The 24,669-nt window shown below is 56.3% G+C and carries 20 protein-coding genes and 1 pseudogene; 2 read left to right on the top strand and 19 right to left on the bottom strand.

The window, feature by feature from the left end; translation table 11 throughout:
* Positions 1-54 precede the first annotated feature (54 nt).
* A complete protein-coding gene (locus tag ACUTAF_RS06060) occupies positions 55-342 on the top strand; it encodes a DUF3509 domain-containing protein (RefSeq protein ID WP_445579131.1) in 288 nt (95 codons plus the stop codon).
* Between the two features lie 96 nt (positions 343-438).
* Here the strand turns inward: ACUTAF_RS06060 and ACUTAF_RS06055 are convergent, their stop codons facing one another.
* The 6 genes from ACUTAF_RS06055 to galU form a co-directional block, all read right to left on the bottom strand.
* Positions 439-2,379 (bottom strand): polysaccharide biosynthesis protein, encoded by a 1,941-nt coding sequence (locus ACUTAF_RS06055; protein ID WP_445579130.1) that lies wholly within the window; start codon positions 2,377-2,379, stop codon positions 439-441.
* 335 nt (positions 2,380-2,714) lie between these two features.
* Entirely contained in the window at positions 2,715-3,113 is a 399-nt protein-coding gene (locus tag ACUTAF_RS06050; RefSeq protein WP_445579129.1) for a type II toxin-antitoxin system VapC family toxin, read from the bottom strand.
* Positions 3,110-3,343 carry a type II toxin-antitoxin system Phd/YefM family antitoxin gene (locus ACUTAF_RS06045; RefSeq protein WP_445579128.1) on the bottom strand — a complete coding sequence of 78 codons (234 nt, stop codon included), beginning with the start codon at positions 3,341-3,343 and terminating at the stop codon, positions 3,110-3,112. The genes ACUTAF_RS06050 and ACUTAF_RS06045 overlap by 4 nt, the downstream gene beginning before the upstream one ends.
* 310 nt (positions 3,344-3,653) lie before the next feature.
* Positions 3,654-4,667, bottom strand: a complete 1,014-nt coding sequence (locus ACUTAF_RS06040) for an MraY family glycosyltransferase (RefSeq protein ID WP_445579127.1) — start codon at positions 4,665-4,667, stop codon at positions 3,654-3,656.
* Positions 4,664-5,626 (bottom strand): UDP-glucose 4-epimerase family protein, encoded by a 963-nt coding sequence (locus ACUTAF_RS06035; protein ID WP_445579126.1) that lies wholly within the window; start codon positions 5,624-5,626, stop codon positions 4,664-4,666. The genes ACUTAF_RS06040 and ACUTAF_RS06035 overlap by 4 nt, the downstream gene beginning before the upstream one ends.
* A gap of 239 nt (positions 5,627-5,865) precedes the next feature.
* Positions 5,866-6,705 (bottom strand): UTP--glucose-1-phosphate uridylyltransferase GalU, encoded by an 840-nt coding sequence (gene galU, locus ACUTAF_RS06030; RefSeq protein ID WP_445579125.1) that lies wholly within the window; start codon positions 6,703-6,705, stop codon positions 5,866-5,868.
* 452 nt (positions 6,706-7,157) lie between these two features.
* Between galU and ACUTAF_RS06025 the strand changes: the two are divergent.
* Positions 7,158-8,092 (top strand): annotated as a pseudogene (locus tag ACUTAF_RS06025) (IS3 family transposase).
* A gap of 126 nt (positions 8,093-8,218) precedes the next feature.
* Here ACUTAF_RS06025 and cysC read toward each other — a convergent pair.
* The 13 genes from cysC to rfbA all read right to left on the bottom strand — a co-directional run bounded on the left by cysC (position 8,219) and on the right by rfbA (position 24,667).
* On the bottom strand, positions 8,219-8,815 hold the full coding sequence (gene cysC / locus ACUTAF_RS06020; RefSeq protein ID WP_445579124.1) for an adenylyl-sulfate kinase: 597 nt from the start codon (positions 8,813-8,815) through the stop codon (positions 8,219-8,221).
* Positions 8,816-9,217: 402 nt separating this feature from the next.
* Positions 9,218-12,415, bottom strand: coding sequence for a hypothetical protein (locus tag ACUTAF_RS06015; protein WP_445579123.1), 3,198 nt, complete (start codon positions 12,413-12,415; stop codon positions 9,218-9,220).
* A gap of 16 nt (positions 12,416-12,431) precedes the next feature.
* Entirely contained in the window at positions 12,432-13,247 is an 816-nt protein-coding gene (locus tag ACUTAF_RS06010) for a glycosyltransferase family 2 protein (protein WP_445579122.1), read from the bottom strand.
* A 20-nt stretch (positions 13,248-13,267) separates the two neighbouring features.
* Positions 13,268-13,624: an SMR family transporter gene (locus ACUTAF_RS06005; RefSeq protein WP_445579121.1), complete on the bottom strand. Its 357-nt coding sequence runs from the start codon at positions 13,622-13,624 to the stop codon at positions 13,268-13,270.
* Positions 13,621-14,469, bottom strand: coding sequence for a sugar phosphate isomerase/epimerase family protein (locus ACUTAF_RS06000; RefSeq protein ID WP_445579120.1), 849 nt, complete (start codon positions 14,467-14,469; stop codon positions 13,621-13,623). The genes ACUTAF_RS06005 and ACUTAF_RS06000 overlap by 4 nt, the downstream gene beginning before the upstream one ends.
* Positions 14,466-15,260 carry an NAD-dependent epimerase/dehydratase family protein gene (locus tag ACUTAF_RS05995; RefSeq protein ID WP_445579119.1) on the bottom strand — a complete coding sequence of 265 codons (795 nt, stop codon included), beginning with the start codon at positions 15,258-15,260 and terminating at the stop codon, positions 14,466-14,468. Before ACUTAF_RS05995 ends, ACUTAF_RS06000 begins: the two co-directional genes overlap by 4 nt.
* Positions 15,261-15,419: 159 nt before the next feature.
* Positions 15,420-16,544 (bottom strand): FAD-dependent oxidoreductase, encoded by a 1,125-nt coding sequence (locus ACUTAF_RS05990; protein WP_445579118.1) that lies wholly within the window; start codon positions 16,542-16,544, stop codon positions 15,420-15,422.
* Positions 16,544-17,569 carry a glycosyltransferase gene (locus tag ACUTAF_RS05985; RefSeq protein WP_445579117.1) on the bottom strand — a complete coding sequence of 342 codons (1,026 nt, stop codon included), beginning with the start codon at positions 17,567-17,569 and terminating at the stop codon, positions 16,544-16,546. The genes ACUTAF_RS05990 and ACUTAF_RS05985 overlap by 1 nt, the downstream gene beginning before the upstream one ends.
* Before the next feature lie 258 nt (positions 17,570-17,827).
* Positions 17,828-21,037: a glycosyltransferase gene (locus ACUTAF_RS05980; protein WP_445579116.1), complete on the bottom strand. Its 3,210-nt coding sequence runs from the start codon at positions 21,035-21,037 to the stop codon at positions 17,828-17,830.
* A gap of 4 nt (positions 21,038-21,041) precedes the next feature.
* Entirely contained in the window at positions 21,042-22,412 is a 1,371-nt protein-coding gene (locus ACUTAF_RS05975) for an ABC transporter ATP-binding protein (RefSeq protein WP_445579115.1), read from the bottom strand.
* A complete protein-coding gene (locus ACUTAF_RS05970) occupies positions 22,402-23,241 on the bottom strand; it encodes an ABC transporter permease (RefSeq protein WP_445579114.1) in 840 nt (279 codons plus the stop codon). The genes ACUTAF_RS05975 and ACUTAF_RS05970 overlap by 11 nt, the downstream gene beginning before the upstream one ends.
* A complete protein-coding gene (gene rfbC / locus ACUTAF_RS05965) occupies positions 23,238-23,786 on the bottom strand; it encodes a dTDP-4-dehydrorhamnose 3,5-epimerase (RefSeq protein ID WP_445579113.1) in 549 nt (182 codons plus the stop codon). Before rfbC ends, ACUTAF_RS05970 begins: the two co-directional genes overlap by 4 nt.
* A complete protein-coding gene (gene rfbA, locus ACUTAF_RS05960; RefSeq protein WP_445579112.1) occupies positions 23,786-24,667 on the bottom strand; it encodes a glucose-1-phosphate thymidylyltransferase RfbA in 882 nt (293 codons plus the stop codon). Before rfbA ends, rfbC begins: the two co-directional genes overlap by 1 nt.
* Between the last annotated feature and the right edge of the window lie 2 nt (positions 24,668-24,669).

Raw genomic sequence — 24,669 nt, 5'->3', positions numbered from 1 at the left:
ACTTGTTGATCATCCTAGGGTCGAACGGGCTCACCCCTGGATGGAGCAAGTTTCGTGGAACTCACCAACGCGCAACTCGTCGAGCACCTCTTCAACCCGCTGCGCGCCAGTTTCAGCCCGCCGCGCCCCGATGGCAGCATCGTCCTCGCCCTGCTGGATGCGAGCGACAGCACCGTCTATAGCCGCGTCCTGGCCAAGCTGCAGCTGGAAAACCGCGACGCCTTCGCCCAGAGCCTCGAAGAAATCCGCCTGGAACTGGCAGTACGCGCCGGCAACATCCCCGCCGACCTGCGCAAGATGCTCAAGGAGCAGGACAGTGTGTTGAGTTATCGCGTGGCCTGAGGCAGACGGGGACAAGCCCCCGATCCGCAGCTGGCCGCAGAGTGCCCACCTCATCGAAATCGGACTGGCGTCCAAAAGCTCAAAGCCATACGGCCCTCACAGGTCCGATCGCCGTTGCATATAGATGTGATCCACGATTTCGCCCTCCGGGATATAGCCGTTGACGGTCTCGCGCAGCAACGTGCGTACCCTGGCGTAATCGTCAGCCTCCACGGCTGCGAGCAACTGGGCTAGGCGCTCCTTGAAAACCTCCCAGGGCAGGTACTCCTCACTGGCGCGCATGATCATCGAATGATCGGTCGGCTGCACGTTATCGCCAATCAGCAACTCCTCATAAAGCTTCTCGCCCGGCCTCAGGCCGGAAAACTCGATGGCGATATCACCTTTGGGGTTGGCCTTGGAACGCACGCTCAGCCCCGATAGATGAATCATCTTCTCTGCCAGATCGGCGATCTTCACCGGCTGCCCCATGTCTAAGACGAACACATCGCCCCCCTCCCCCATCGAACCCGCCTGAATGACCAACTGCGCCGCCTCCGGAATAGTCATGAAGTACCGGGTGATATTCGGATGGGTGACGGTAACCGGCCCCCCTCGTTTGATCTGTTCACGAAACAGCGGGATAACGGAACCCGACGACCCCAGCACATTGCCGAAGCGCACCATGGTGAAGCGAGTTTTGTTGACTCGATGCACCTGCTCATCATCCTTGAACAGCACGGGGGCCGCCTCCTGGCTCAGAGCCTGCAGTAGCATCTCGGCAAGGCGCTTGGTGCTGCCCATCACATTGGTCGGGCGCACAGCCTTGTCCGTGGAAATCAGCACGAAGTGCTCTACACCGGCCTTGATCGCCGCCTGCGCGGTGAAGGTGGATCCCAGCACATTGTTCAGCACGCCCTCGGCGATATTGTGCTCGACCATAGGCACATGCTTGTACGCCGCCGCGTGATAAACCGTGCTGACCTTCCAGGTACGCATCACATCCAGAACGCGCCCGGGGTTACGAATGGAGCCTAGGATCGGCACCAGGTTCACAGACAATGACTCGCGGAGAATACGCTGTTCCAGTTCGTAATGGATGCTGTAGAGGTTGAATTCGCTGTGCTCGAACAACAGCAAGGTGGTCGGCCCGGTCGCCACTATCTGCCGGCACAACTCCGAACCGATAGAACCTCCGGCCCCCGTCACCATCACCACCTGGCCACGGATACAACGCTCGAATAAGAACTGCTGTGGTGGCACGCAATCGCGGCCGAGCAGATCGGCGATGTCCACCTCCTGCACATCCTCGACCCGAACCCGGCCGCTGGCCAGATCCATGAAGCCGGGCACGCTGCGCACGTGCAGTGGATACTGCTCGAGCAGCTCCAAGATCTCGCGTCGGCGACCGCGGCTGGCCGAAGGAATCGCCAGCAGAATCTCGTCGGCGCCGGTTTCATCGATCATCTGCTGGATATGCCTGGACTTATAGACCCGCAGCCCAGCGATCACCCGATTGGCGATGCCGGGGTCATCGTCGATGAAGGCCACCGGCCGCATCCCTCGCCCCAGCCGCAGTGCAGCCACCAACTGATTGCCTGCCGCGCCAGCGCCATACACCGCCACCTTCGGCAAACCAGCATCACGCCCGTTGAGCCGGCTAGGCTGATCCGACGAGTACCAATCCCCCATAAAGTACTGACGCATTAGCAAGCGCAGCCCGCCGATCATCACCAGGCTCAACCACCAGTAGTTGAACACCATAGAGCGGGGAATGAGCTTGGGCGCATCCTGATACCAGTACACCGCCAGCGCCAGCAGCAACGCCGACAGCGTAACCGCCTTCCCGATAGCAAGTAGCGCATCGTTGCCGAAATAACGCATCACCGCCCGGTACATACCGCAGCGAACAAACAAGGGAATCGCTATCAGCGGCGCTACGGCGAACAGCCAGGCATGCCCGGCGAAGGGTTCGATATTTTTCGAATCCCCCAGGCGCACGACAAATGCCAGCCACAGCGCCGCCCAGACCAGCAGCACATCCACTGCGACCTGCATCAGTCGCTTATCGCGCCTTGGCAGCTTGACCAGACGGCTACGCAACTTCTCGGCAAGTCTTAACACAATGATCCCTCAACTTTTTCTCAAGCCATCTCTGAATCAACTGCCGCAAGTAACACTGCACAACAGCACAAAAAACGACCCACGCCCCGACCTTCAGCGAAGCACTGACGCCCAACAAACAAAATCCGCATCTCTGCATCTGCAGGAGGGGCCTCGCCGACTTCGACGGAGCGCTGTCGCGCAGCAAACTCTGTAGGAGCCAGCTTGCTGGCGATGCTTTTGACCTGCAAAGATCGCCAGCCCTCCCCCTCACATCAGAAGCAACACACTCACCAAATCCACTTGATATGGGGATAGCCCTGAATTTTCTCGTCAGCAGTGAGCAGGGGCGCGTTGAGCTCCCGCGCCAAGGCGACAATCAGTCGATCTGCTGGGTCTTTATGAAACTCACCCGGTAGCCGCACAGATTGCACGGCCACCCGTGGACTGATCGGCACCACGGAAACACCCTCAATGCTCTCAACCGCACTCAGCCATTCATCCAGATCCATGGCCAAGGCCATGCGGCCCTTCTCCAGCAGCATGGCGATTTCCCAGGGGGTAATGGCGGAAACCAGTATCTGCCCATCATTGCCGAGCTCGCGCTCAATGGCCTCAGCAGCCGGCGACGACAGGCGCTCATCATCGCTAACCCACCAGATCAGTGCGTGGGTATCGAGAACAATCACGCCAACGCCTCCCAATCCTCTTCGCCGACCGGGGCAAATGGCTCGTCATAGCGCAGCAGCGCCCCCTTCAGCCGTTCTCGAGGCGACTGCTGGCTCGGTGTGTACTTCTTGACGATCAGCGTAGGGTTACCGTGATCCGTGATGATAACGGGCTCCCCGGTCAGCTCGACCCGACGGAAAATTTCCAGGGCTTGTGCCTTGAATTTTGATTTTGAAATTTCTGATTCCATACCATGCGCACCAAAAGACTATGGTCACCACACTCTAGTCATATCGAAAATCAATGTACATCATCGGGCGTGCTGCCGCACAACAAACACAGGGTCTACAAGGCCAAGACCACAAAGTAATAGTCGTGCCAGCTGCAAACGCAGCCGGCACAGCTACCCCAGCCCCTCATGAACATCGCCGCGAAGTCACGGAACGCCGCCCGGTCCCTCCCACCAAAGCAGCCCGTACCACCACGCCTTTGTAGGAGGCGCGCCCCGCGGCGAATGCAGCCCGCAGGGCTGCCAAAATAAAAAACTACCGAGGTAACTCTTACTCCCGCGCCCCCGCCTTGAACTTCACCGCCAGCACCACCAACGGCAGGTAGGCAAGCAGCAAGCCCAGCAGCCCATCCACCCCGCCAAGCCCCACCCAAAGCGCAATGGGCAACAGCCAGAGAAGATTGATGCCCCCGACTATAAGAGTCACCGGCAGATGCCGACCAAACCGCCGCGACGCGTACTGATAGGCGTGGCTGCGATGCGCCTCATAGACCTTGTCGCCTCGTAACAGTCGGCGCAGCAAGGTAAAGGTGGCATCGACGATGAACACCCCGAGCAGGATCAACCAGCTCCACAGCAGTTGCGGCGCCACCCAGGCCGCCTGCAGCGACAGCACGCCCAGGGTGATGCCCAGGAAGCCACTGCCCGCATCCCCCATGAAGATCCGTGCCGGCGGAAAATTCCAGAACAGAAACCCCGCAACCGCCGCAGCCAATAGCAAAGGCACAACGAATTCCGTAGGTTGGGTTGAGCCCGCGATACCCAACAAGGCGCCGCCCAAACACACGCAAATCGCCTCGACACTGGCGATGCCATCGATGCCATCCATAAAGTTATACAGATTCAACAACCAAACCAGATAGACCGCCGCCAGCGCATGGCCGAACCAGCCCAAATCAACGGTGAAACCGAACATAGCCACAGGCGGCAAGCCACCGAGCCAGAACTGCGCCCAGAAAGCTGCGGCAAAGTGCCCAAGCAAACGCCAACGAGCAGCGATATGGCCGTGATCATCGAGAAAGCCCAGCACGGCGATGCTTGCACCGGCGCCCAGCAACGCCCAAGCCAACGGCCAAGCGATCAGGTTCATGCCGGCCAGCAACGGCAAGGCCAGTAGAAAGCTCACCACGATCGCCACCCCGCCCCCACGCGGCGTCGGCACCGAGTGCGAGCTGCGGGCGTTGGGGACATCCATCAGGCTGCGGGCCAGGGCATAACGGCGCAACACGCCGGTCATTAACAGCGACAAGCCGGCCACGGCCGGCAGCAACCACCAGAGGGTCATTCGGTTTGATGTTCCAGGAAATGCTCGGCCGTCTTGCGCAGCGCATTATCGACACTGAGCGGCGGAGACCAGTTGAGTAGTTCACGCGCCTTGCCGATATCGACCTGCAACGAGCCGCACAAACGCTGGGACAGCGCTTTCCTGCCGAGCATTGCCGCCCCGGCCTCCAGCAGCCGACTAGGCACCGGCAACAAACGGGCCGGCCGGCCCAGAGCGGCGCCCATTCTGCGCAGCAACTCGCTGGTCGAAAGATCCTCGCCATCGCTGACCAGAAAGGTCTGATTAGCCGCTGCCGGATGCTCGATACAGGTTGCAATCAGATCCACCAGATTATCCAGAGCCACCAGACTACGCCGGTTATGAATGGCTCCCAAGGGCAGCGGAATGCCCTTGCTCAGCCAGCGCATCATGCTCAAGAAGTTGGCCTTGACGCCCGGCCCATAGACCAGCGGCGGGCGGATGATCACCACCTCAAGCCCGGTTTCCGCCGCCAGCGCCTGCAGCGCCAGTTCCGCCTCAAGCTTGGAGATGCCGTATGGATCGACCGGTGCAGGTTGCGTCTCAGCACTGTAAGGCTTGCCAGGCGCGGTGCTCTCGCCATTGACCTTGATCGAACTGATGAAGATGAAGCGTTTAGCTCCGGCAACCACAGCCTGGCGAGCGAGGTTCAGCGTGCCATCGACATTGACCTTGCGAAACTCCGCCAGCGGGTCGGCAACCTTGTCGTTCATCACGTGAACGCGGGCGGCAGCATGGATGACCACCTCCACGTCCTGCAGTATCGATTGCCAGGAAGTATCCGCGTCTATACCTGCGATCTGGGCATGCGCGACACCAGCGGGCAAACCGGAAGCCGGGCGGCGCGATATCGCAACCAAGTCAAGAGCCGACTGGACAGATAGCCGCGCCAGCAGCGCTTGGCCAATAAAACCGGTGGAGCCTGTCAACAAAACCTTCATGTACAACGAGCTCTTATGGCTTAGGTAAAAGGATTTTGGAACTGCAAGTCCAGACCGCGCATTGCTTAGCTTTTCTTGCAGAGGCTTGAGCATCTGCCTTCGCAACCGCACCAGAACAACTCCCGACGGTGCGGTAATTCGATTTTCCCTCGTCAGACGTAGCAGTCAGGCTGGGGGGACTCCTATTTTTTGAAGGCAGAAAGCCACCCGAAGGTGGCTTCAGCTCCAGTCGGGCTGACTCAATGAGCCTTGCCGGACTTGTAGAAGTGCTCGAAACAGAAGTTGGTGGCCTCGATGTAGCCTTCGGCACCGCCGCAATCGAAACGCTTGCCCTTGAACTTGTAAGCAAGTACGCAGCCATTCTGGGCCTGCTGCATCAGCGCATCGGTGATTTGGATCTCGCCCCCCTTGCCCGGTGGGGTGTCCTGGATGAGCTTGAAGATATCCGGAGTGAGGATGTAGCGACCGATGATCGCCAGGTTTGACGGCGCGTCCTCGGGCTTGGGCTTCTCGACCATGCTGTTCACCCGGTAGATGTCGTCGCGGATCATCTCCCCGGCAATCACCCCGTACTTGTGGGTTTCCTCCGGCGGGACCTCCTGGATGGCGACGATCGAACAGCGGAACTGGTTATACAACCTGATCATCTGGCTGAGGACCCCATCGCCCTTGAGGTTCAGGCACAGGTCGTCGGCCAGGACCACGGCGAAAGCTTCGTCACCGATCAGCGGGCGGCCCGAAAGTATCGCATGGCCGAGGCCTTTCATCTCGACCTGGCGGGTGTAGGAGAAGGTGCACTCGTCGATCAGGCGGCGGATGCCGGTCAGGTATTTCTCCTTGTCGGTATCGCGGATCTGATGTTCCAGCTCGTAGCTGATGTCGAAGTGATCCTCCAGCGAACGCTTACCACGACCGGTGACCATGGCGATCTCCGTCAATCCAGCTTCGAGCGCCTCTTCGACGCCGTACTGGATCAGCGGCTTGTTCACCACCGGCAACATTTCCTTGGGCATGGCCTTGGTTGCAGGTAGAAAGCGGGTGCCGTAACCGGCTGCCGGGAACAAGCATTTCTTGATCATGGGACTCCTTAAACGGTTGGCAAATGCCCGGGCAGTCTGTCAGTCACGGTAGAGACACCGGTTAGCCGGCGCCCTCCCCGCAAAGATCTGTACGTGCGGAACTACCGCATGCGGTTCCTGCCTCGGATTGTGACGTCAAAACGATAAGTTGGGGACGATGCGTGGGGACTTTACTCGAGTAGGAAAAAAGCTACTTGACCATGAGTTTAAAGTATTCCCACGTCAGGTTGTGCCGCTGGCTACGACGCCATAAGCTAAGTAAGCAGGCGACGCAAGCTTTCCGATTAAATTGTCCGACTCGCCTCCAGCCCCCCGGAACAGAATAATAATTGTAATAACTTAAAACAACTTGGCCAAGCCTTTTCCCAACTTGTACAACAGGTCGATATGTAGTGGTCTACTGATCCCGGACACCGATTTAGGCGAAAATCCTCGCCATAGAGAGGTGTCTGATGAGCAAGCAACGACGTACATTTTCCGCCGAATTCAAGCGAGAGGCTGTTGCCTTGGTGTTGGATCAGGGTTACAGCCATATCGAGGCCTGCCGCTCACTGGGAGTGGTGGACTCGGCATTGCGCCGTTGGGTGAAGCAGCTCGAGGCGGAACGCCAAGGCGTGACCCCGAAGAGCAAGGCGCTGACGCCCGAGCAGCAGAAGATCCAGGAGCTGGAAGCCCGGATCAACCGGCTGGAGCGGGAGAAAGCGATATTAAAAAAGGCTACCGCTCTCTTGATGTCGGACGAACTCGATCGTACGCGCTGATAGACCAGTTGAGTGAGCAGGAGCCAGTGGAAGTGGTCTGTTCAGCCTTCGATGTGGCGCGGTCTTGCTACTACGCCCACCGTCTTCGACGACGCCATGTCGATGCTCGCCGCGTTGCGCTACGCAGCCAGGTCAACCAGTTGTTCAGCCAGAGTCGAGGCTCGGCCGGCAGCCGCAGCATCCTCGGCATGCTGCGCGAAGACGGCGTGACAATCGGCGCGCTTCCGCGTGCGTCGGTTGATGCGGGAGTTGGGGCTGGTCAGCAAGCAGCCGGGGTCACACGCCTACAAGCAGGCCACGGTAGAGCGCCCGGATATCCCGAACCGGTTGAATCCGCCCAGTACGCCAGTCGCCTGTTCCGGCAACGGTTGTGGCGATATCGTATGGAACAGAGCATGAGTCGTCGAGGTAACTGCTGGGGCAACTCACCGATGGAACGGTTGTTCCGGAGTCTGAAGTCGGAGTGGGTTCCGCCGACCGGTTACCTAACAGCCCAGGAGGCACAACGGGACATCAGCCACTACCTGATGCATCGCTACAACTGGGTCAGGCCGCATCAATTCAACGACGGGCTGCCGCCCGCCGTTGCCGAAGAAAAACTTAACCCACTGTCCGGGATGGGTTGACCACTACAATAGCGATTCGTATGCAGCATTCTTGGGCTGCTCCTACAAGGCTCTTGGATTTCGTACGCAAGCTGCAAGAGCTAGCTCAGGTATAACCCTGGCGGCGGCAATTCAGGTTTCAACCCCTCAACTCAGAAAGCCTTTTTCCACGAGATAATCCAGCAACTGCGCCACTATGGCAGGCAGATCGTGCCCCATAGTACGAATGTGTACCTGCGGGTTCAACGGCGGCTCATAAGCCGAGCTAACGCCGGTAAAATTGGCAATCAGGCCGGAGCGCGCCTTGCGATACAGCCCTTTAGGGTCACGCCGCTCACACTCATCGAGTGGAGTGTCAATAAACACCTCGATAAAGGCCCCCTCACCGATCAATTCCCGCGCCATCTCCCGGTCACGCTGAAATGGGGAAATAAACGCCGTGATCACCAACATGCCGGCATCGACAAACAAACGCGCTACCTCAGCTACCCGACGGATATTTTCCTGGCGGTCAGCGTCGCTAAAGCCTAGATCACGACACAGCCCTAGGCGCAAATTATCGCCATCCAGCAAATAGGTGTGCTTGCCGCACTCAGCCAGAGCCAACTCCAAGGCATTGGCAATCGTTGATTTACCGGTACCGCTCAACCCGGTAAACCACAACACACAAGGCCGCTGGCCTTTGATGCGAGCACGCCATGCTGCATCAATAGTCACAGGGTGCCAAACTAGATTGTCAGTCATCACTCATAACCTGAAATAAACAACGAATAAGAGCAGCCACGTCATATCACGAACTCAGCATTGAAGAACGCACCAGGCGACCCAGATGGGTCTGTTAGATGTTATAAGCTGAAAGCGTTTGCCCGGACGCTTGATCGAAGCTCTCCACGATCAGTCGTGACGTGCGGCGCAACACGGGCTCCAGCGGCACCTATCACACGCCTGCGGCTCAAGGTCACAATTGTCCACGTCACGTATTGTGTCGACCCCAAAAGCAACTGCCGCCGAATTCTGAGCTGGTGGCAGTACCCTCGGCGCTATCCAGCCAGGAAAAGTTCCTGGACGCGGAAGCACTCCAGGCGCTGCCATCTAGGCGAAAATTCTCCCTGATCCCCAGAAGAACCAAGGCACTCTTTTTTAGGCTCACTTGATGGCCGTCCTCTGGTACAAAGCGGCCTCCTCAAAGCGAATACCAGAGCATGCTGCTGCATCGTCGAGATCAAGGCGCAAGCCGTGAACCTGGCCCAAAGTCAACCAGCGCGGGGCTGCGTCCAACGGAACGATCAGCACGCCATCCTCAAGTGCGAACCTCACACTAGAGGCCTCGCTCGGCCCACTCTCAGAATCGCCCCACCAAAACACCTGCATTTTCGAGTCCTGGCTCCGGTCAAGGCAAGAGAACTTGAATCGCAGCAATCCCGCGTCATGCCCAGATAGCTTTAGATCGGACAGATCGAAGTTAATCTGCGGGTCTGGCCCGACGACTTTGTAAACATTGTCCTCCAGGCTTAAATCTCTGATCAGCGGCGTGCGAGAAGACAAAGCGGCCACCCGCTCCATTTTGTGTAAAAGCAATTTTTCCGAGCGGCCCCAAGCGACCGGAATCTTCTCATAATCAATAACGGCAAATGCCCTTTGCAGCAACGCGGCTCGGTAAGTTGATAACCCTTGCGGATTAATGCTGGCCTCAATGGTCTTGGGCGCCCCTACTGTCGCAGGATCAAGCACACTACCGTCCAGCCAGATAGCGCTCCCTTGCTCCCATACCCGAGCCACTGTGCGAAACTCACCGCTGGCCAAGCGCACTGACTGGCCCGGCACCAACAGCGAAGCCAAGGCCGAATCGGCCAGCACCAAGGCACTGTCGCGACGATTAACCCCTTGGTTCCAGTTGTCGTCGGTCAGGTTCATCAGCGGCATGCTGAGGGTATTGTCTTGCGCCGAGATATCCGTCTTCCGGTAGCCGATAATAAAACCGTCCTCCAGGCTTGGGACGTAGTTCTGCAGCACAAATCGGTATAACAGCGGGTTGCGTAGGGCCAGACCGCCACCATCATGGGTGATGTTGTTGCCTTCAAGCAGCGCGATGCGCGGCAACTCCTGGGCCAGGCGCTCGATCGCACGACGCTGTTGAGCCAGTGGCACCATGTTATAGGGCGCGGTCACCACTTGCTCGGGCATGCGGTCCAGATAGAAGTACTGTGCATTGCGCGACGTCAGATCGAGATAGTTCTCCCCCGGCGCCAACTTACGGCTCAGCAAGGCATTCAGGCGTGTCAGCCGGCCCCAATGCTCATCCTGGACAGTTCCCACCCCCAGGTTGGGCAGCCCTACGGATGCGCCATCGCGCAACGGCCCCACCGGGATTCGAGCCGACAGACTCGAGACGAACACAGACAGGGATGGCGGAAAAGCGTTGAGACTGGCGCTCATCCCAACAACGAGCAGCACCCAGGCGGCTTTATCCCGCTGTTTAAGCAGCCCCCACAGCGCAATTGGTAAGAGGATCGCCCACCCCAATATGCCAACAACTGCCGGCCGCGATCCTGCCCCCGGGTCGATACGACCCATGGAGTAAGGGATCAGCAACAAGGAGAAAACCAGCACGATAAGCGCAGGCAAAAGCAGGGAGCGGCTGATCGCCGGGTTGTTACGCTGGGTATACAGCAGTACCGCGCAGAGCACGGGAACCATGATCCACGACATCCTAACAAGCTCGAAGATAAAACCTGAACGAGCTCCCGCATTCCAACTCAGCTTCCAGGGGATGCCATAGGCCACTTGGTTGATTGGCCCATTCTCGAGCACATAACGGATCGCATTGAAGAGCATCGGCACCAATGGACTGACTATCGCCATCAACAGCAGAACCGCCAGCGCCAAACCAATTTCCTTGCGGCCATGCCAGATATCGCCGACCTGCCAATAGCGCCAGACCATATAGAGCGCCGCCAGTCCCGACGCTGCAACCAACAGGAGGCCCTGAGGCGGAACCCCCAGAATGACCAGAGGGACCGTGACGATCCAAATGCCTAGCCACTTGGCTGGCTTGGCCAATAGCCCGGGATACAGCCACAGGCAAATGAACGGCGCGAGAAACAACCAGTTCAGGTTGGTGGATTGGGAGAACCCACCAAGAAAAGAAATGGAGACAAAAGCCAGCCCGACACTACCGCTGTAACGGTGAAGCGCCAGAAAGGCGAACAAGGCTAGCAGTAACGTGGCCAAACGGCTCGCCTCGACAACGCTGGAAGCTTTACCGTCGTAGAAGAAGTAGGCCAGCATGCCCGGCAAGTCATCGCCGATTATCCCATGCGCCGGCATATAACCGACGTAAGGGATCACCCCTTGCAAATACGACCACCAGCCCAATAGGTGCTCGCCGAAGTGATAGTCGTCGGGGTTCACTTGCGGTGCTACAGTCGCGCCCGCCTTCACCGCCATCAACAGCGCGAACAGAGCAACCGGCGAGAGCAACGCGCTCCAATTCGCCTGCGGGCAGCGCATAAACGTGAAGTAACGCCGTGCAACATCGATAAGCCCCCAGACCACCATCGCCGCCAGCAGTATCTTCAACGCTGGCGTGGTGCTGTACTTGGTCAGCGCCCCTTCAGGGGTCAGCAGCCTGGCAGGATAGAAACATAAGAACAAAAGCGGGAGGCCAAGCTGGCCGACCAACAGCAAGCGCGGCAACACCCGCTCAAAACGCTCTGCATAAACCACAATGCCGATCAGCATGAGAACGAAGCCCAGCCCAATCAACATGTAAGTGGTCTTCAAATACCGGCCGAGTTCGAATTCATAAACCCAATCCGCCGGGAGCCGCCCCTTGACCAGCGCGACTTCCAGAGGCAGCAGCGCAATCAGCAGAACACTGAGCAGCCCCAACCCTGCCACCGTTGGGTTGATCCGTCGCCCACCATAGACAATTGCAGCACTGACCAAAGTCAGGTACACCAAGCCTACGGCGGAAATGTAGAAAAGCTTCTTGTCAAGCGGTAGTCCAATCAAACTCCCACCCAATGTCGCCACCACCGGGACCGACCACCAGAGTAACTGGCTAACCAGCGCATCTGCAGTCTCATCCCCACACTTCGCCTTGGCGCGACTTATCTGCCCGGTAAAAAACCACAGGCCAGATAACAACATGAGTATGAACACTGGAGCTGCCAGCAGGTCCTGGGCCTTCGTGCTGGCATACCAGGCAGTATTGCCAACGATAAAATCCGAGTAAGCGGGCGCGAGCGTCAGGGACAGGCACACCAACAGCGCAAATACCGCCATGCAACTGGAGACGACCAATACAGCGATTTTTTCAATGGGAGACAGTTGCTGGAACATTGGAGCTTTTCCTGGGCTATTTACTCACGGGGTTGTAGTGGCCCGCACAAGCACGGAACAGCACCTCAAGCACTGAAAGATTGCCTTTAAAACTGCTGATTTTGGTGGGCACTTCACCTTTGGGATAACGTCGACTGGTCGGTAACTCGACACAGCGATAGCCCAGCTTGGGCGCACGATATGAAAGGTAGGCAAGCAGCTCATAGGTGTTGAACACATCGCGAAATAGCGAAATCTCGGTATCCAGCAACATTTTCCGGCTGTATGCCCTGAACCCCTGGGTGGTATCGGTCCAGTGGAACCCTGAACATAGACTCAGCATCGGCGCATGGATGAGGCGGATCGCGAAGTCGCGTGACTTCGGCGTGTTCTCCGCCACGCCGCCACTGATGAAGCGCGACGCCTGAACAAAGTCGAAACCTTGCCGAAGTGCCTCGATGAACTGGGGAATGGCTACGGGGTCATCCTTATCGTTGCCATCGATGGTAACGATGCCCTCATACCCCTGATCGAGAGCGAATGCATAGGCACAACGCAATTGAGCGCTCAGCCTACCAGCCGCGGTTTTCACCAAAAGCCCGCGCACCTCGACTGCCTTGAGCATATCGAGCGCCAACGAACCATCGGAGCTACCACCATCAACGATGATGATGTCCGCGATATCCGCGATCTTCAGGCCGGCCATACGGCTCAATAAATTGCGGATCCGCTCCCCCTCATTAATCACCGGAATGATCACGCAGTAAGGATGCACACGCCCCTGCCAAAGAGGCGTTTCAAACGCCGGAACCTGCCAGGCCGCACGTACTTGTGGCGCAATATCTGTATTCATCTTTGACTTCTTTAGAGAGTTCAAGCCGCGCGGGCCGTGATAAGGGCTACACCGACGATCACCAGCGCGACTCCAGCCCCGGTGGTCCAGTGGAAAGATTCGCGAAAGATCAGTACCGAACACAACGCAACGGTCGCAACCGCCCCTGAGGTCAGCACTGGATGAGCCACGTTCAACGGCAGTCGCGCCAACGCAGCGGCGTACAGCAAAAAAGCCGCCCCATACAGAACCAGCCCAAGCCAGAACGGCCAGTTGCTCAGGGCAGACATCGGGTCGCTCGGCGAAGGGAATTTACGTGGCGGCATCATCGCCATCTTCACCAGAACGCTGGCCGAGGCATTCGAAGCGATGCCCAGAAAAAGAATCAACCACTTCATAACGAGTCCTCGCATGCACTGGCATGGATAGCAGGACGGTAATGCCGGATCGCTAACTGCAGCGCACGTTCGATGGCAACCTCGTGCGCTTCCTGTTTACTGGCCAACATTTCAATGGAAACGACCTGGCCCGGCAACGACACGCGCAGGGCATCCGCGACTCGTTGATGATCGGTTCCACCATCCCCCAAGGTCACCAAATCCGGCTCACTGGCATGCACATGCCCAATCAGTCCGGCCGCCCTGTGCAACACGTCGACAGGGTCTTCACCATTGATCGTCAGGGCTCCGGTATCCAGTTGCATCTTGATCGACGGGTGCGCTACGGCTTCCACCACGGTTGCTGTTGCCAAACTGGTGGTCATGAAGTTGGCGCCGTAGCAGGGTGGATTGGGTTCGAGACACACAATGACCCCGTGCGACTGCGCAATATCACCTAGCTTGAGGAAAAAGGGGACGGCCTCCTGTAGCGCCTGCTCCTCATTCAGCTCCCCCCGATCACGATTGCGCGGGGAACCGAAGACCAACCGCGTAGCCCCCAGTCCGGCCCCGATCCGGCAGACCGCCGCCAGATGCTCCAGCATGGCCCGCTGTACGCTCGGCGAACCAAACAAATTCAGCCCATTAGTACCGAACAGCAGAGCCTGCATGCCGGTGATCTCAATACCTAGATCAGCCCAGCATTGGCGCACCCGCGCTATATCGGCAGAGGATGCATTAGCCGGATCGGGGAAATACTTGCCCGGTGCTACATCGATGGCGTCCAGACCGTAACGCTTGAGCACTCCTGCAATCAATTCATCCTGCCCAGGCTCCCAGGCGATGTTGGAAATCGCCAGCCTCATAAGCCCACCCCACTCGCAGGCTTCAAGGCCACCGGCTCTGATTGTGCATAAGTGCGCACGGCCTGCAGCGTTTCACGCGCACTGTATTGGTAACCATCTATCCCGCCAAAGAGCCCGGCATGCTGGGTGCGCATATCGTAGCGAGCGGCTGGGCCGGCCAACGGATGGTCGAATATGCGACCAAAGCCCTGCGATGACACATCCGCCACACTCACCGGCTGCGCAGTGAGGTGCACCAGACGCAGCCCCGCGCGCAACGCGATCTGGATGTCGTACCAGAGATTAACCATCGGATAGAACTGAAAAGCCCCGCGGCTATCGATTGCCTGCAGGTTGTTATCGTTCAGAAAGTCGAAAATCACGTTCTTGCGCAGTCCAGGCCCCACCAGGCCCGGCAGGCGAACGATCAGAAAGTTGTCGAAATGCTCCTCGACGAACTTTTCCAGCAGACGGCGATGCATGCCATACGCATGGAGTCCGGCCTCGACAACTGGAGTCGACTCATCGACACTTGTCGGGCTGCCGAAGACATCCACGGTGCTGATCAGAATAAATGTTTTGCACTTCACCGTTTTCAGGTGCGCGATCAATCCCTCGATCTTTCCGCGATCCTGCTCAGGCTCGCGGTTAGCGATCCACTTCTGCGCCGGCGCGCCGGCGCAGACGATGGTATCGAACGATCTACCAGCGATTTCGCCTATCGTTGTCGAACGGTAGAGCGCATCGAATTTAGACTGCTTTAGCAGGGTTGAACCAACGAACCCCGTATAACCAATTAGCGCATCAGTCATTCAATCACCTTAAACTTGTTAAGATAAACATCAACGTCTGGACTTAACACTTACCCACTAGGAGCGAGTACCAAATAGATGCCTGAGAGCGGCAAAAAAGAAACCGGAATCAATAGCAGCAAAAGTATAAAGTTCTCCTTCTGCTTCAAAAACAACAAACTAAAGAGCCTCAGCATCTAATTTTTCAAGCACGTCGTAAATATTGTCAATCTTGCCGCCTAGAATCGAAAAGCACCCTGGCAAGGCCTCATGCCGCTCAAACAAGATGGGACGCCCATCGTCCCCCTCGTTCTTTACCAGTACTGTTTTCACTTCGAACAATGACTCGACATAACCTGCATTGAGGGCGGCCGGCATGTAGCGCCCTACATCGCGGATCATTCGATCCACCCGAGTCGATTTCTCGTAGCTGTTCAGCCGTTGGTAAGGGTCAATGCCGCGCTGGTCATTCCAATGCGTATGCGGGGTGTAGCGCACATGAGACAAGGTGTGCAGCCCCCGAGAGGGGAAGGGCATCATCGAGAAGAATGGGCCGTCCATCACCGTGACGCCGAGCCCCTCCAACTCGGGCGGCATCTGCATCAAGGCCATCTCGGTAATTTCCTGCTTGAGCCCCATGCGGGTCCCCGGGAAATCACCTGCAAACTGGTTCAGACCACTGTAGGTGCAGTTGAATACATAGCGACTGGTCATCACTGCGGCATTGCCAGAGGCCGAGCACGCAGTTACACGCAACGGACCATCCACCGCCTTGGCGATGTGCGTAACCCGTGCCTGTAGACGAACCTCAACGCCACAGCCAGCCAGTTCGGCAGTAGCCCAGAGCGCCAGCTCGCTTGAATCAAAGGCATACTCCTCTACTAGGTAGACAGCTTCGATCAGGTGAGGCTCAAACAGTTCATGCAGCGCTGCCTCTGCTGGCCTTATCGCCGCCCCTATCTCGTGGCAAAAGCGTTCGAACTGCTTGGCTGTGACTTTCGAATTACGCCGAGCAATTGCATACAGCTTAGTGAAGTCTTGTCTCACTACTTGCGGCCAGTCCTTGACAAAACGAGGCAAATTCACCCGACTGCGATAAGCCGTGGTGAAACTGCGGGGGTAGTGATAACCGTTGTGCACGCGCGCTTGATTATTATACGAGGCACGCGTCATCAACGCCGACTCCCGCTCAAGCAACAGAACTCGCTTGAGCCCTCGCTGGCTCACCAAATAAGTGGCAACGGCGGCGCCGTAGAAGCCACCTCCGATGATGATCGCATCGAAGTCCGTATTGGCCTCGCTCATCACAAAACTCGTTCTTGTGCAGCACCGACACTTTTAACGGAAGATTGGTTGACGTCCTCGATATTCAGCTTTTCCCGGCGGGTCATGCGGGCGCTGGTGAACTCCTGGCCGACATGGTAGAGCGGCCCCTCGTTGGACAGGCTGGCCATATGCAGGATGTACTCCCCCAACACCAGCAGCACCAGCGAGATCAGGAAGAACATGCCGGACTGTTGCAGAGAAAGGCTGACCCAACCCGGCGCCACATCGGATTTGAACAGACCGATGGCCACGACATAAAAGGAGTAAATGAGGTTGGCCACTGCACCAAACAACGAAAGCGAAGTGACCAGGCGCATGGGCGCGCGCGTGGTCGATACCAACATGCGCATCCCACGATCGATGCTTTCCCCGAGCCGCTTGCTTTGTGCCAGCTTCGGCGAAGCACTGTAGTCCAGATTGGCCCGTGCAAACCCGCCGGTTGCAGGCAGGTGGCGATAGGTCATTGCCGGTTGCGGATGCTGCAGGATGAAGTTGACCACCCGCTTGCTCAAGACTCGATATTGGGGGGCTTCATTAGCCAGATGTATGCCGTTGAACCACTTGTACAACCTGTTGAACACCGAGTAGGCCGCGCGATAGGTAGCCCCTTGCACAGGTTTTCGCTGATTATTGGCAAAAACAACATCGGCCCCTTCCAGCGCCTTATCCAACATTTTACTCAGGAAGCCGATGTCATCTATAAGCGGGTCGAGCACGGCGACGAAATCACCCAGTGCATTTTCCAATCCCACCCAAGACGCCGTATCCGCATCAACCGCCTTTGTCAACGCGTAAACCTGAACATTGGGTAGCCCTTGTTCCCCCGTCAGCTTCTTGAGGATAGAAACAGAATCATCTTCCGATGCGTTGTCGACTACGATCAACTCAAAATCACTTACCTGACTCGAAAGCGTCTCCACCGCTTCGGCGAGCATGCTTTCGATGTCTCCAGACTGATTTCGAACCACCATTACAACAGATAGGAAAATCGGGAAAGAAACCACTGATCACTCCAAGACGCCTGATATTCAACAGGCACACTTCCATAAATAAGCTTTCCACTGAAAGCCACCTATTCAAAAGCAGCTCCAGACGTTGGCCAGATTTAGCCGTCAAACACTCCCCATCTCGGGAACATCATTCACGCGGCTACAGTGCTAGACATCCGCTCTTAACCGGCGCAAGAGGCTCGCGTATTTTTAGCCTATTGTGCCGGGCACCGTCGAGATCAATGCATAGTGGAACGCTATTTGATAAATACATTATGCAAGAACTTCAACACGCGGCGGCCAAGCCAGACTGAAGTCCTCATGATCCAGCGTCAGGTTTGGACTGTAGGCAGGATCATTTAGCAACTGATTGCCCCAACGCTTTTTCATATAGGCCACTTCGGCAGCGAAACGCGCCTGCTTTATCGGGTTATCTTCATACCCTCGGGTCGCTGATTCGTGATGGTAAAGCTCGGCGTAGGGTGTCCAGACATTGCGATAACCGGCTTCGCGCACGCGGAGGCAAAAATCGACATCATTGAATGCGACTGTCAAATCTTCCTCATTCAAACCATTAACTTCCTGATAGATGGATTTTTTCACTATCAGACAGGCAGCAGTTACTGCCGAATAGGCGCTTATAATATTGGTTCTAAGGCAATAGCCTGCATCATGTCGCCCAAGATGTTTATGAGAATGTCCTGCCACCCCCCCTAAACCGATGACAACCCCACCATGCTGCAAGGTGTCATTAGGATAAAGTAGCTTCGCCCCGACAGCCCCGACATCCGACTGCAGTGCAAGACCCACCATTTCAGATAGCCAATCAGGTGAAATAACTTCGATATCGTTATTGACCAGGCCGACTATTTCACCTTTCGCCTCGGCAACCGCCGCATTGTTGAGTGCCGAATAGTTGAATGGTCGTTCGTCACGCAACACTCGGACATTGTCCAGTTCGGCCAAGGCTGTGAAATACTCCAGCGCCGCCGGATCGTCGGAACCATTATCCACCACGATGATTTCGTAATTTGCATAGGTTGTTTTTTCGATAATGCTGTCTATGCACTGGCGGATCAGCTGCAAGCCATTTCGCGTCGGAATGATGAGGCTGACCAATGGCGGTTTTTCCGGTAAGTCGTAATGCGCACGGTAACCATGACTGATTAGCTTGACCTTGCCTGCAATGCCCCTACGCTGGAAATGTTCATTGATGGCACGCTCACCTGCCAGCAGAGCGTAAGGTTTGGCATCGGCGCCACCGGCGGTGCTTTCGGCGTGTACGCGCCAGTGGTAGAGCACACGAGGAATATGATGAATCGCCGCCGGTTCAATCTCTTCGATACAGCGCAAAGCCAGATCGTAATCTTGGGAGCCTTCAAACCCGAGACGAAAACCGCCAATCTGCTCCAGCAAGGGCCTGTGGTAAACACCCAGGTGACAAATCATATTGTGCGAATAGAACAACTCCGGATTCCAGTCACACTTGAAATAGGGGCCATGTCTGCGACCGGCCTCGTTTATCTTGTCTTCATCGGAGTAAATCATCCGAATCGACGGCTTGGCGATAATGCTATCCGCCACGCAATACAAGGCATGTTCAGCTAATAGATCATCGTGATCAAGCAACGCTACCCAGTCGCCAGTCGCCAACTGCAAGGCGCTATTGGAGGCAGCGGAGATATGCCCGTTCTGCTCCCGGAATACGACCTTGATACGCGCGTCCTCCCGGGCAAACTTTTCCAACAGCGGGCGAATGGCCGGATCAGGCGAGGCATCGTCGGCGATGCACAACTCCCAATGCGGATACAGTTGTCCCCGAACCGATTCAATTGCTTCGGCCAGCCACTTCGGGTTGGGGTTGTAAGTCGGCATTACTACGGAGATCAGAGGCGGCTTTTCCATAGCGGCAATGCGGATACGGATAGCCTCACGCGCTGCATCATCCAACGTATCGTAGCGGCGTACCCACTCTGAGTAGTCGTTACGATCGACGGCGACCATACCTGTGCCGGCACTGCCCTCAACGTCTAGTAACACCGGCTGACTGTTTGCTCCTGAGTTCACGAAGCGAGCCGCACGGCGCAACCCCGATACCCCCTCGCGGCGATACAAGTTGAGCGCCTTGCGTAAGGTCGGCTTGAGCCCTCCCCCTAGCTGCAAGGCCCGCGGGGTAAGTTTCGCTATCTGTCGCGCGCGTAGTAGTTGGATTTTCGGCCAACGCAAAGGGGCGGTCACTCGCCAACTGGTAGATTGGCGTAGCGCCTTTATTGTTTCCTGAAGGACTGCAATCTGATTGTCACGTAGCGCAACGGCGTGGTTCAGAGCAACAAGTTGGTCGTCACGTTCAGCTAAAATTCCATTCAGGCCAACGCTCTGCCCTTCTCGCTCCCCTCCCACCTGGTACAGGCTGGCGATCTGACTATCGCGCTCGGCTACACCCTCATTCAGGGCAGCGATCTGCCCCTCATATACCGCCACCGCTTGAGCCAGGCTGGCAAGCTGACAGTCGCGCTCCGCTATCAACGCATTCAATTCGGAGACTTGCTCTTCTTGCTCGATAAGCAGAGCCTCTTGAGTCAGATTTCGGCTGGCCATCTCACTGATGCGTTGTTCACAACAGCTGGCGTAATGCAATATGGGGCGGTTCTGCCGAAGAACTTCCATCATCCTTTCCAGCATTACATTTAGCGCCGGTGAATCATGCTCCAAGCGATCTGTGGCCATACCCAGCAAAGCGCTATAAAGCTCATCCACTTGCGGTCCCGCCGCCCCATCCAGTGCGAGGTCAGAAGGAGAGTATCGAGTGTGCCTAAGTCCCTCCTCAAGAAACTCATCTTTATATTCTGCAAATGCTTTGCTGTTAACTTCAAATTTAAAACCAAAGCTTTGGGCGATTCTCTGCAGTTGCTTGGCCGGCTCCTCCATAAGGAGATCATAATCGACAACAATCTTTGGCTGAACGCCTAAACCAGACAAACTCATCAGCATATGCTCCAACCACAACTGATAAGCTTTTTCCAGAGCCAAAAAATCTCGCTTAGCCAATGAGCGCGCCACGCTCATTGGATTACGACAAGAAATTATATAACTGACTCGAGTATTGAGATGGGTAAAAACACTCATCCAAAATGGCAACAATCTAGCTATACGCGGATCTTTCAATCCAAAGCAATCCACACCAGATAATTTATTTCGCAAGAGCTGCACGGCTCGAAGCCTGAACGCATTAACAATCGGCTGTTCCAAATCGCTGGAAAGAAGCGGAGTCAAGGTCTGCCAGTCATACCCAAGCGCACGAAGCAACTCATTATTGAGTTCATTAATATCTATATCTTCCCAAAAACCTTTTTCGTTATTCCCTGATGCCGCAGGCATCAAATGATCACCTAGGTTAACCCCTAAAACTTGCAAGCCGCGCGTAAGTGCACTGGTACCACTGCGATGCATACCCAATACAACCACTATGTGTTTCTGATCCATATGCTTAATCTTTCTTGCCACTCGAAATAGTGAAGTCTGGGGCACACTTGAAATCCACCAGACCGGTAGCCGTGTTATCCGTCACAGGCAGTACGCGGAACAGACATGCGTCCAGCAGGCGGTGCAGGTACGTCTCGCTTTCGCCAGTTGCGCCGAGCACACCTGCATTGAGGAAATAGGTGCCTGGGTTGAGATTGCATTGGAAACTGAACTCGACCCGCACGACTGATCCTTGTGCCACGTAAGTAATGGCATCCTGCAGGTTCACTGCGCTCGCCGCTCCACCGAGCTCAACCCCGGCCAAGGTCTTGATCATCATGCCAAAGCGTACACCGGTAGCGGCAACGGAAAAATCTGCCTGGTAGGTATAGCGGTACGTCTTCCCACGCTTGAGGCAGTTCACGGGTTCACCCGCCAGATTGAGAATTTGCGGAAGCTCGATGACCACGCCATGCGACTCGTAGGACAACACGCTCTGCGAGCGCAAGTTAGGATCGAAGAACTCGTCCAACTCATGCGTCGTCTGTCTTTTCGCCGTGTTTTCCGGTGACCCGGTGGACGGATCAAAGGCTACGGACATAGACTCGATCTGACTTCTCCCGCTGATTGCAGCGCGAATCGCCTCGACCTTGTCTGCTGGCGCATAAAGCAATTTCTGGTACTTGCCGATGATAGCCTTGGGCGCCCCCTCTGTGAGTTTATCGCCACTGTCCAGCAGAATGGCCCGATCACAAAGATCGACCACCGTACTGCCAGAGTGCGCCACAAAGAGAATGGTTGCGCCACTGGCCTTGATCGCCTCGATCCGCGCAAAACATTTGCGCTGGAACAGTTCATCACCAACGGACAATGCCTCATCGACGATCAGAATCTGTGGATCCACATTGATTGCCACCGCAAACGCGAGGCGAACCATCATGCCGCTGGAATAGGTCTTGACTGGTTGATCAATGAAGTCGCCAATTTCAGCGAATGCCTCAATCTCGGCAAAACGGGCGTCTGTTTCCTCTGTCGATAACCCCAGCACTGCAGCATTCATATAGACGTTCTCACGCCCACTGAACTCCGGATTGAAACCTGAGCCCAGCTCCAATAATGCAGCGACACGACCGGTGGTTTGCACTTGGCCCGAGGTAGGGGTCAATGTGCCACAAATGATCTGCAGCAAGGTGGACTTGCCGCTGCCATTACGCCCTACGATTCCTACTGTTTCGCCCTTTCTTACAGTGAACGATACATCCCGCAAAGCCCAGAATTCACGAAAATACTGTTTATGCCCACGGCTAAGCATTTGCAGCAGGCGATCACGGGGCTTGTCGTAGATATGAAAGCATTTGCTCAGGCTCTCGACCTTGATCGCAACATCAGAGCACATCGGAGAATCCTTTGCGGGTTTTCTGGAACCAGGCAAAGCCAGCCCATAACACTACGATGGCCGACGCCATATAAAGCAGCAGCCCCAGAAAATCCGGGAGCCGCCCCCAGATCAGCACCTCGCGTGCTTGCTCAATAATGAAGGTGAGCGGATTGGCCATGATCAGCGGCTGAACCTCTTCCGGCAGACTCTTCACCGGAAAGAAAACCGGAGCGAGAAACATCATCATGGTGGTGATGATCGCAATGGTCTGTCCCACGTCTCGCAGAAAAACCCCTAATGATGCAAGGAACCAGGCAAGCCCCAGCGCCAGCAAAAGTAGCGGCAACATGACGACCGGTAAGAGCAGTGCATGCCAGTGTGGCACGTCGATAAAAACCACATAAGCCAACAGCCAAACCGACAAGCTGACCAAGGCATGAAACAAGGCTGCGCCCGCCGTGACCACCGGCAATATCTCCAAGGGAAATACTACCTTCTTGACGTAATTGATATTACCGATGATCAAGCCAGGCGCACGGTTGAGAATCTCCGCGAACAGTCCATGCACGATCATGCCGACAAATAGCACGATGGCGAACATCGCCTTGCTTTCCTCTCCCCCTTCGGGGGTAACGCCCCAACGCGCCTTGAACACCACCGAAAATACGAAGGTATAAACGCAAAGCATCAGCAGCGGATTGAGAAAAGACCAACCCAACCCGAGGAAAGAACCTTTATAGCGTCCAACCACCTCGCGCTTGGTCATCTGTCCTATCAATTGGCGGTGCTTCCACAGGCTACGCCCAACAGCCAGTAACGAACTCGGCTGTGCCGCGTGTGGGTTCATGCGAACACCTCGGCATTCGCCAACAGCTGTGCCTGCTGGTCTTTGCCGGAAAGCAGCGGTGCAGTGAGGCAGTGCCAGTCGATCGCGAGTGCCGGGTCGTTCCAGAGAATGCTGCGCTCACTTTGCGGGGCGTAGTAATTGGTCGTTTTATACAAAAATTCGGCACTATCCGAGAGCGTTACAAAACCATGGGCAAACCCTGCAGGAATCCAGAACTGGCGCTTGTTTTCCGCGGACAATAGAACCCCGCTCCATTGACCGAAAGTCGGGGATGACTTGCGAATATCGACTGCAACATCGAATACCTCGCCTTGGACTACCCGCACCAGCTTGCCTTGAGCATGGGGTGGCAGTTGGTAATGCAGGCCTCGCAACACCCCTTGTGAAGAGCGAGAGTGATTGTCCTGAACAAAACTCACTGGATACCCGACTGCATCCTCGAAGCTCTTCTGGTTAAAACTTTCAAAAAAGAACCCCCGATCATCACCAAACACTTTGGGCTCAAACAGCACCAGATCGGGTATTTCAAGGCGTGTTGCTTTCATCAGTAAACCGTCTCTACAAGAATGCGCTTGAGGTATTTGCCGTAGCCGTTTTTGGCCAGTGGCGCGGCCAGTTTGTCGAGCTGCTCGGGGGTGATCCACTTTTGGCGGAAAGCGATCTCTTCCGGGCAGGCGACCTTCAGGCCCTGGCGATTTTCCAGGGTGGCGATGAAGTGGCTGGCTTCCAACAGGGATTCATGGGTGCCGGTATCCAGCCAGGCATAGCCGCGCCCCATGATCTCCACTGACAGGTTGCCTTGCTCCAAGTAGACCCGGTTGAGATCGGTGATTTCCAGCTCACCGCGGGGCGAGGGCTTGATGCTCTTGGCGATTTCGACGACTTGGTTGTCGTAGAAGTACAGGCCGGTCACTGCATAGTTGGATTTGGGTGCGGCGGGCTTTTCTTCCAGGCTGATGGCCTTGCCAACGGCATCGAACTCGACCACGCCGTAACGCTCGGGGTCATGCACGTGGTAGGCGAATACGCTGGCACCCTGCTCACGCGCCATGGCGCTGTGCAGCAGTTCCTGAAAGTGGTGACCATGGTAAATGTTGTCGCCCAGCACCAGGGCGGACAAATCGTTGCCGATAAAATCTTCGCCAATCAGGAAGGCCTGCGCCAGCCCATCCGGGGAAGCCTGCACGGCGTAGGACAGATTGAGCCCCCACTGGCTGCCGTCACCCAGCAGTTGCTCGAAACGCGGCGTGTCTTGCGGCGTCGAAATGATCAGGATGTCGCAAATACCGGCCAGCATCAGGGTACTGAGCGGGTAGTAGATCATCGGTTTGTCGAACACCGGCAGCAGTTGCTTGGAAATAGCCAGGGTGGCCGGGTGCAGACGGGTGCCGGAACCGCCCGCGAGAATAATGCCTTTGCGTTTCATAT

The organism is Pseudomonas sp. SP16.1, assembly GCF_052682975.1.
This window is presented reverse-complemented; position numbering and strand designations above follow the sequence as displayed.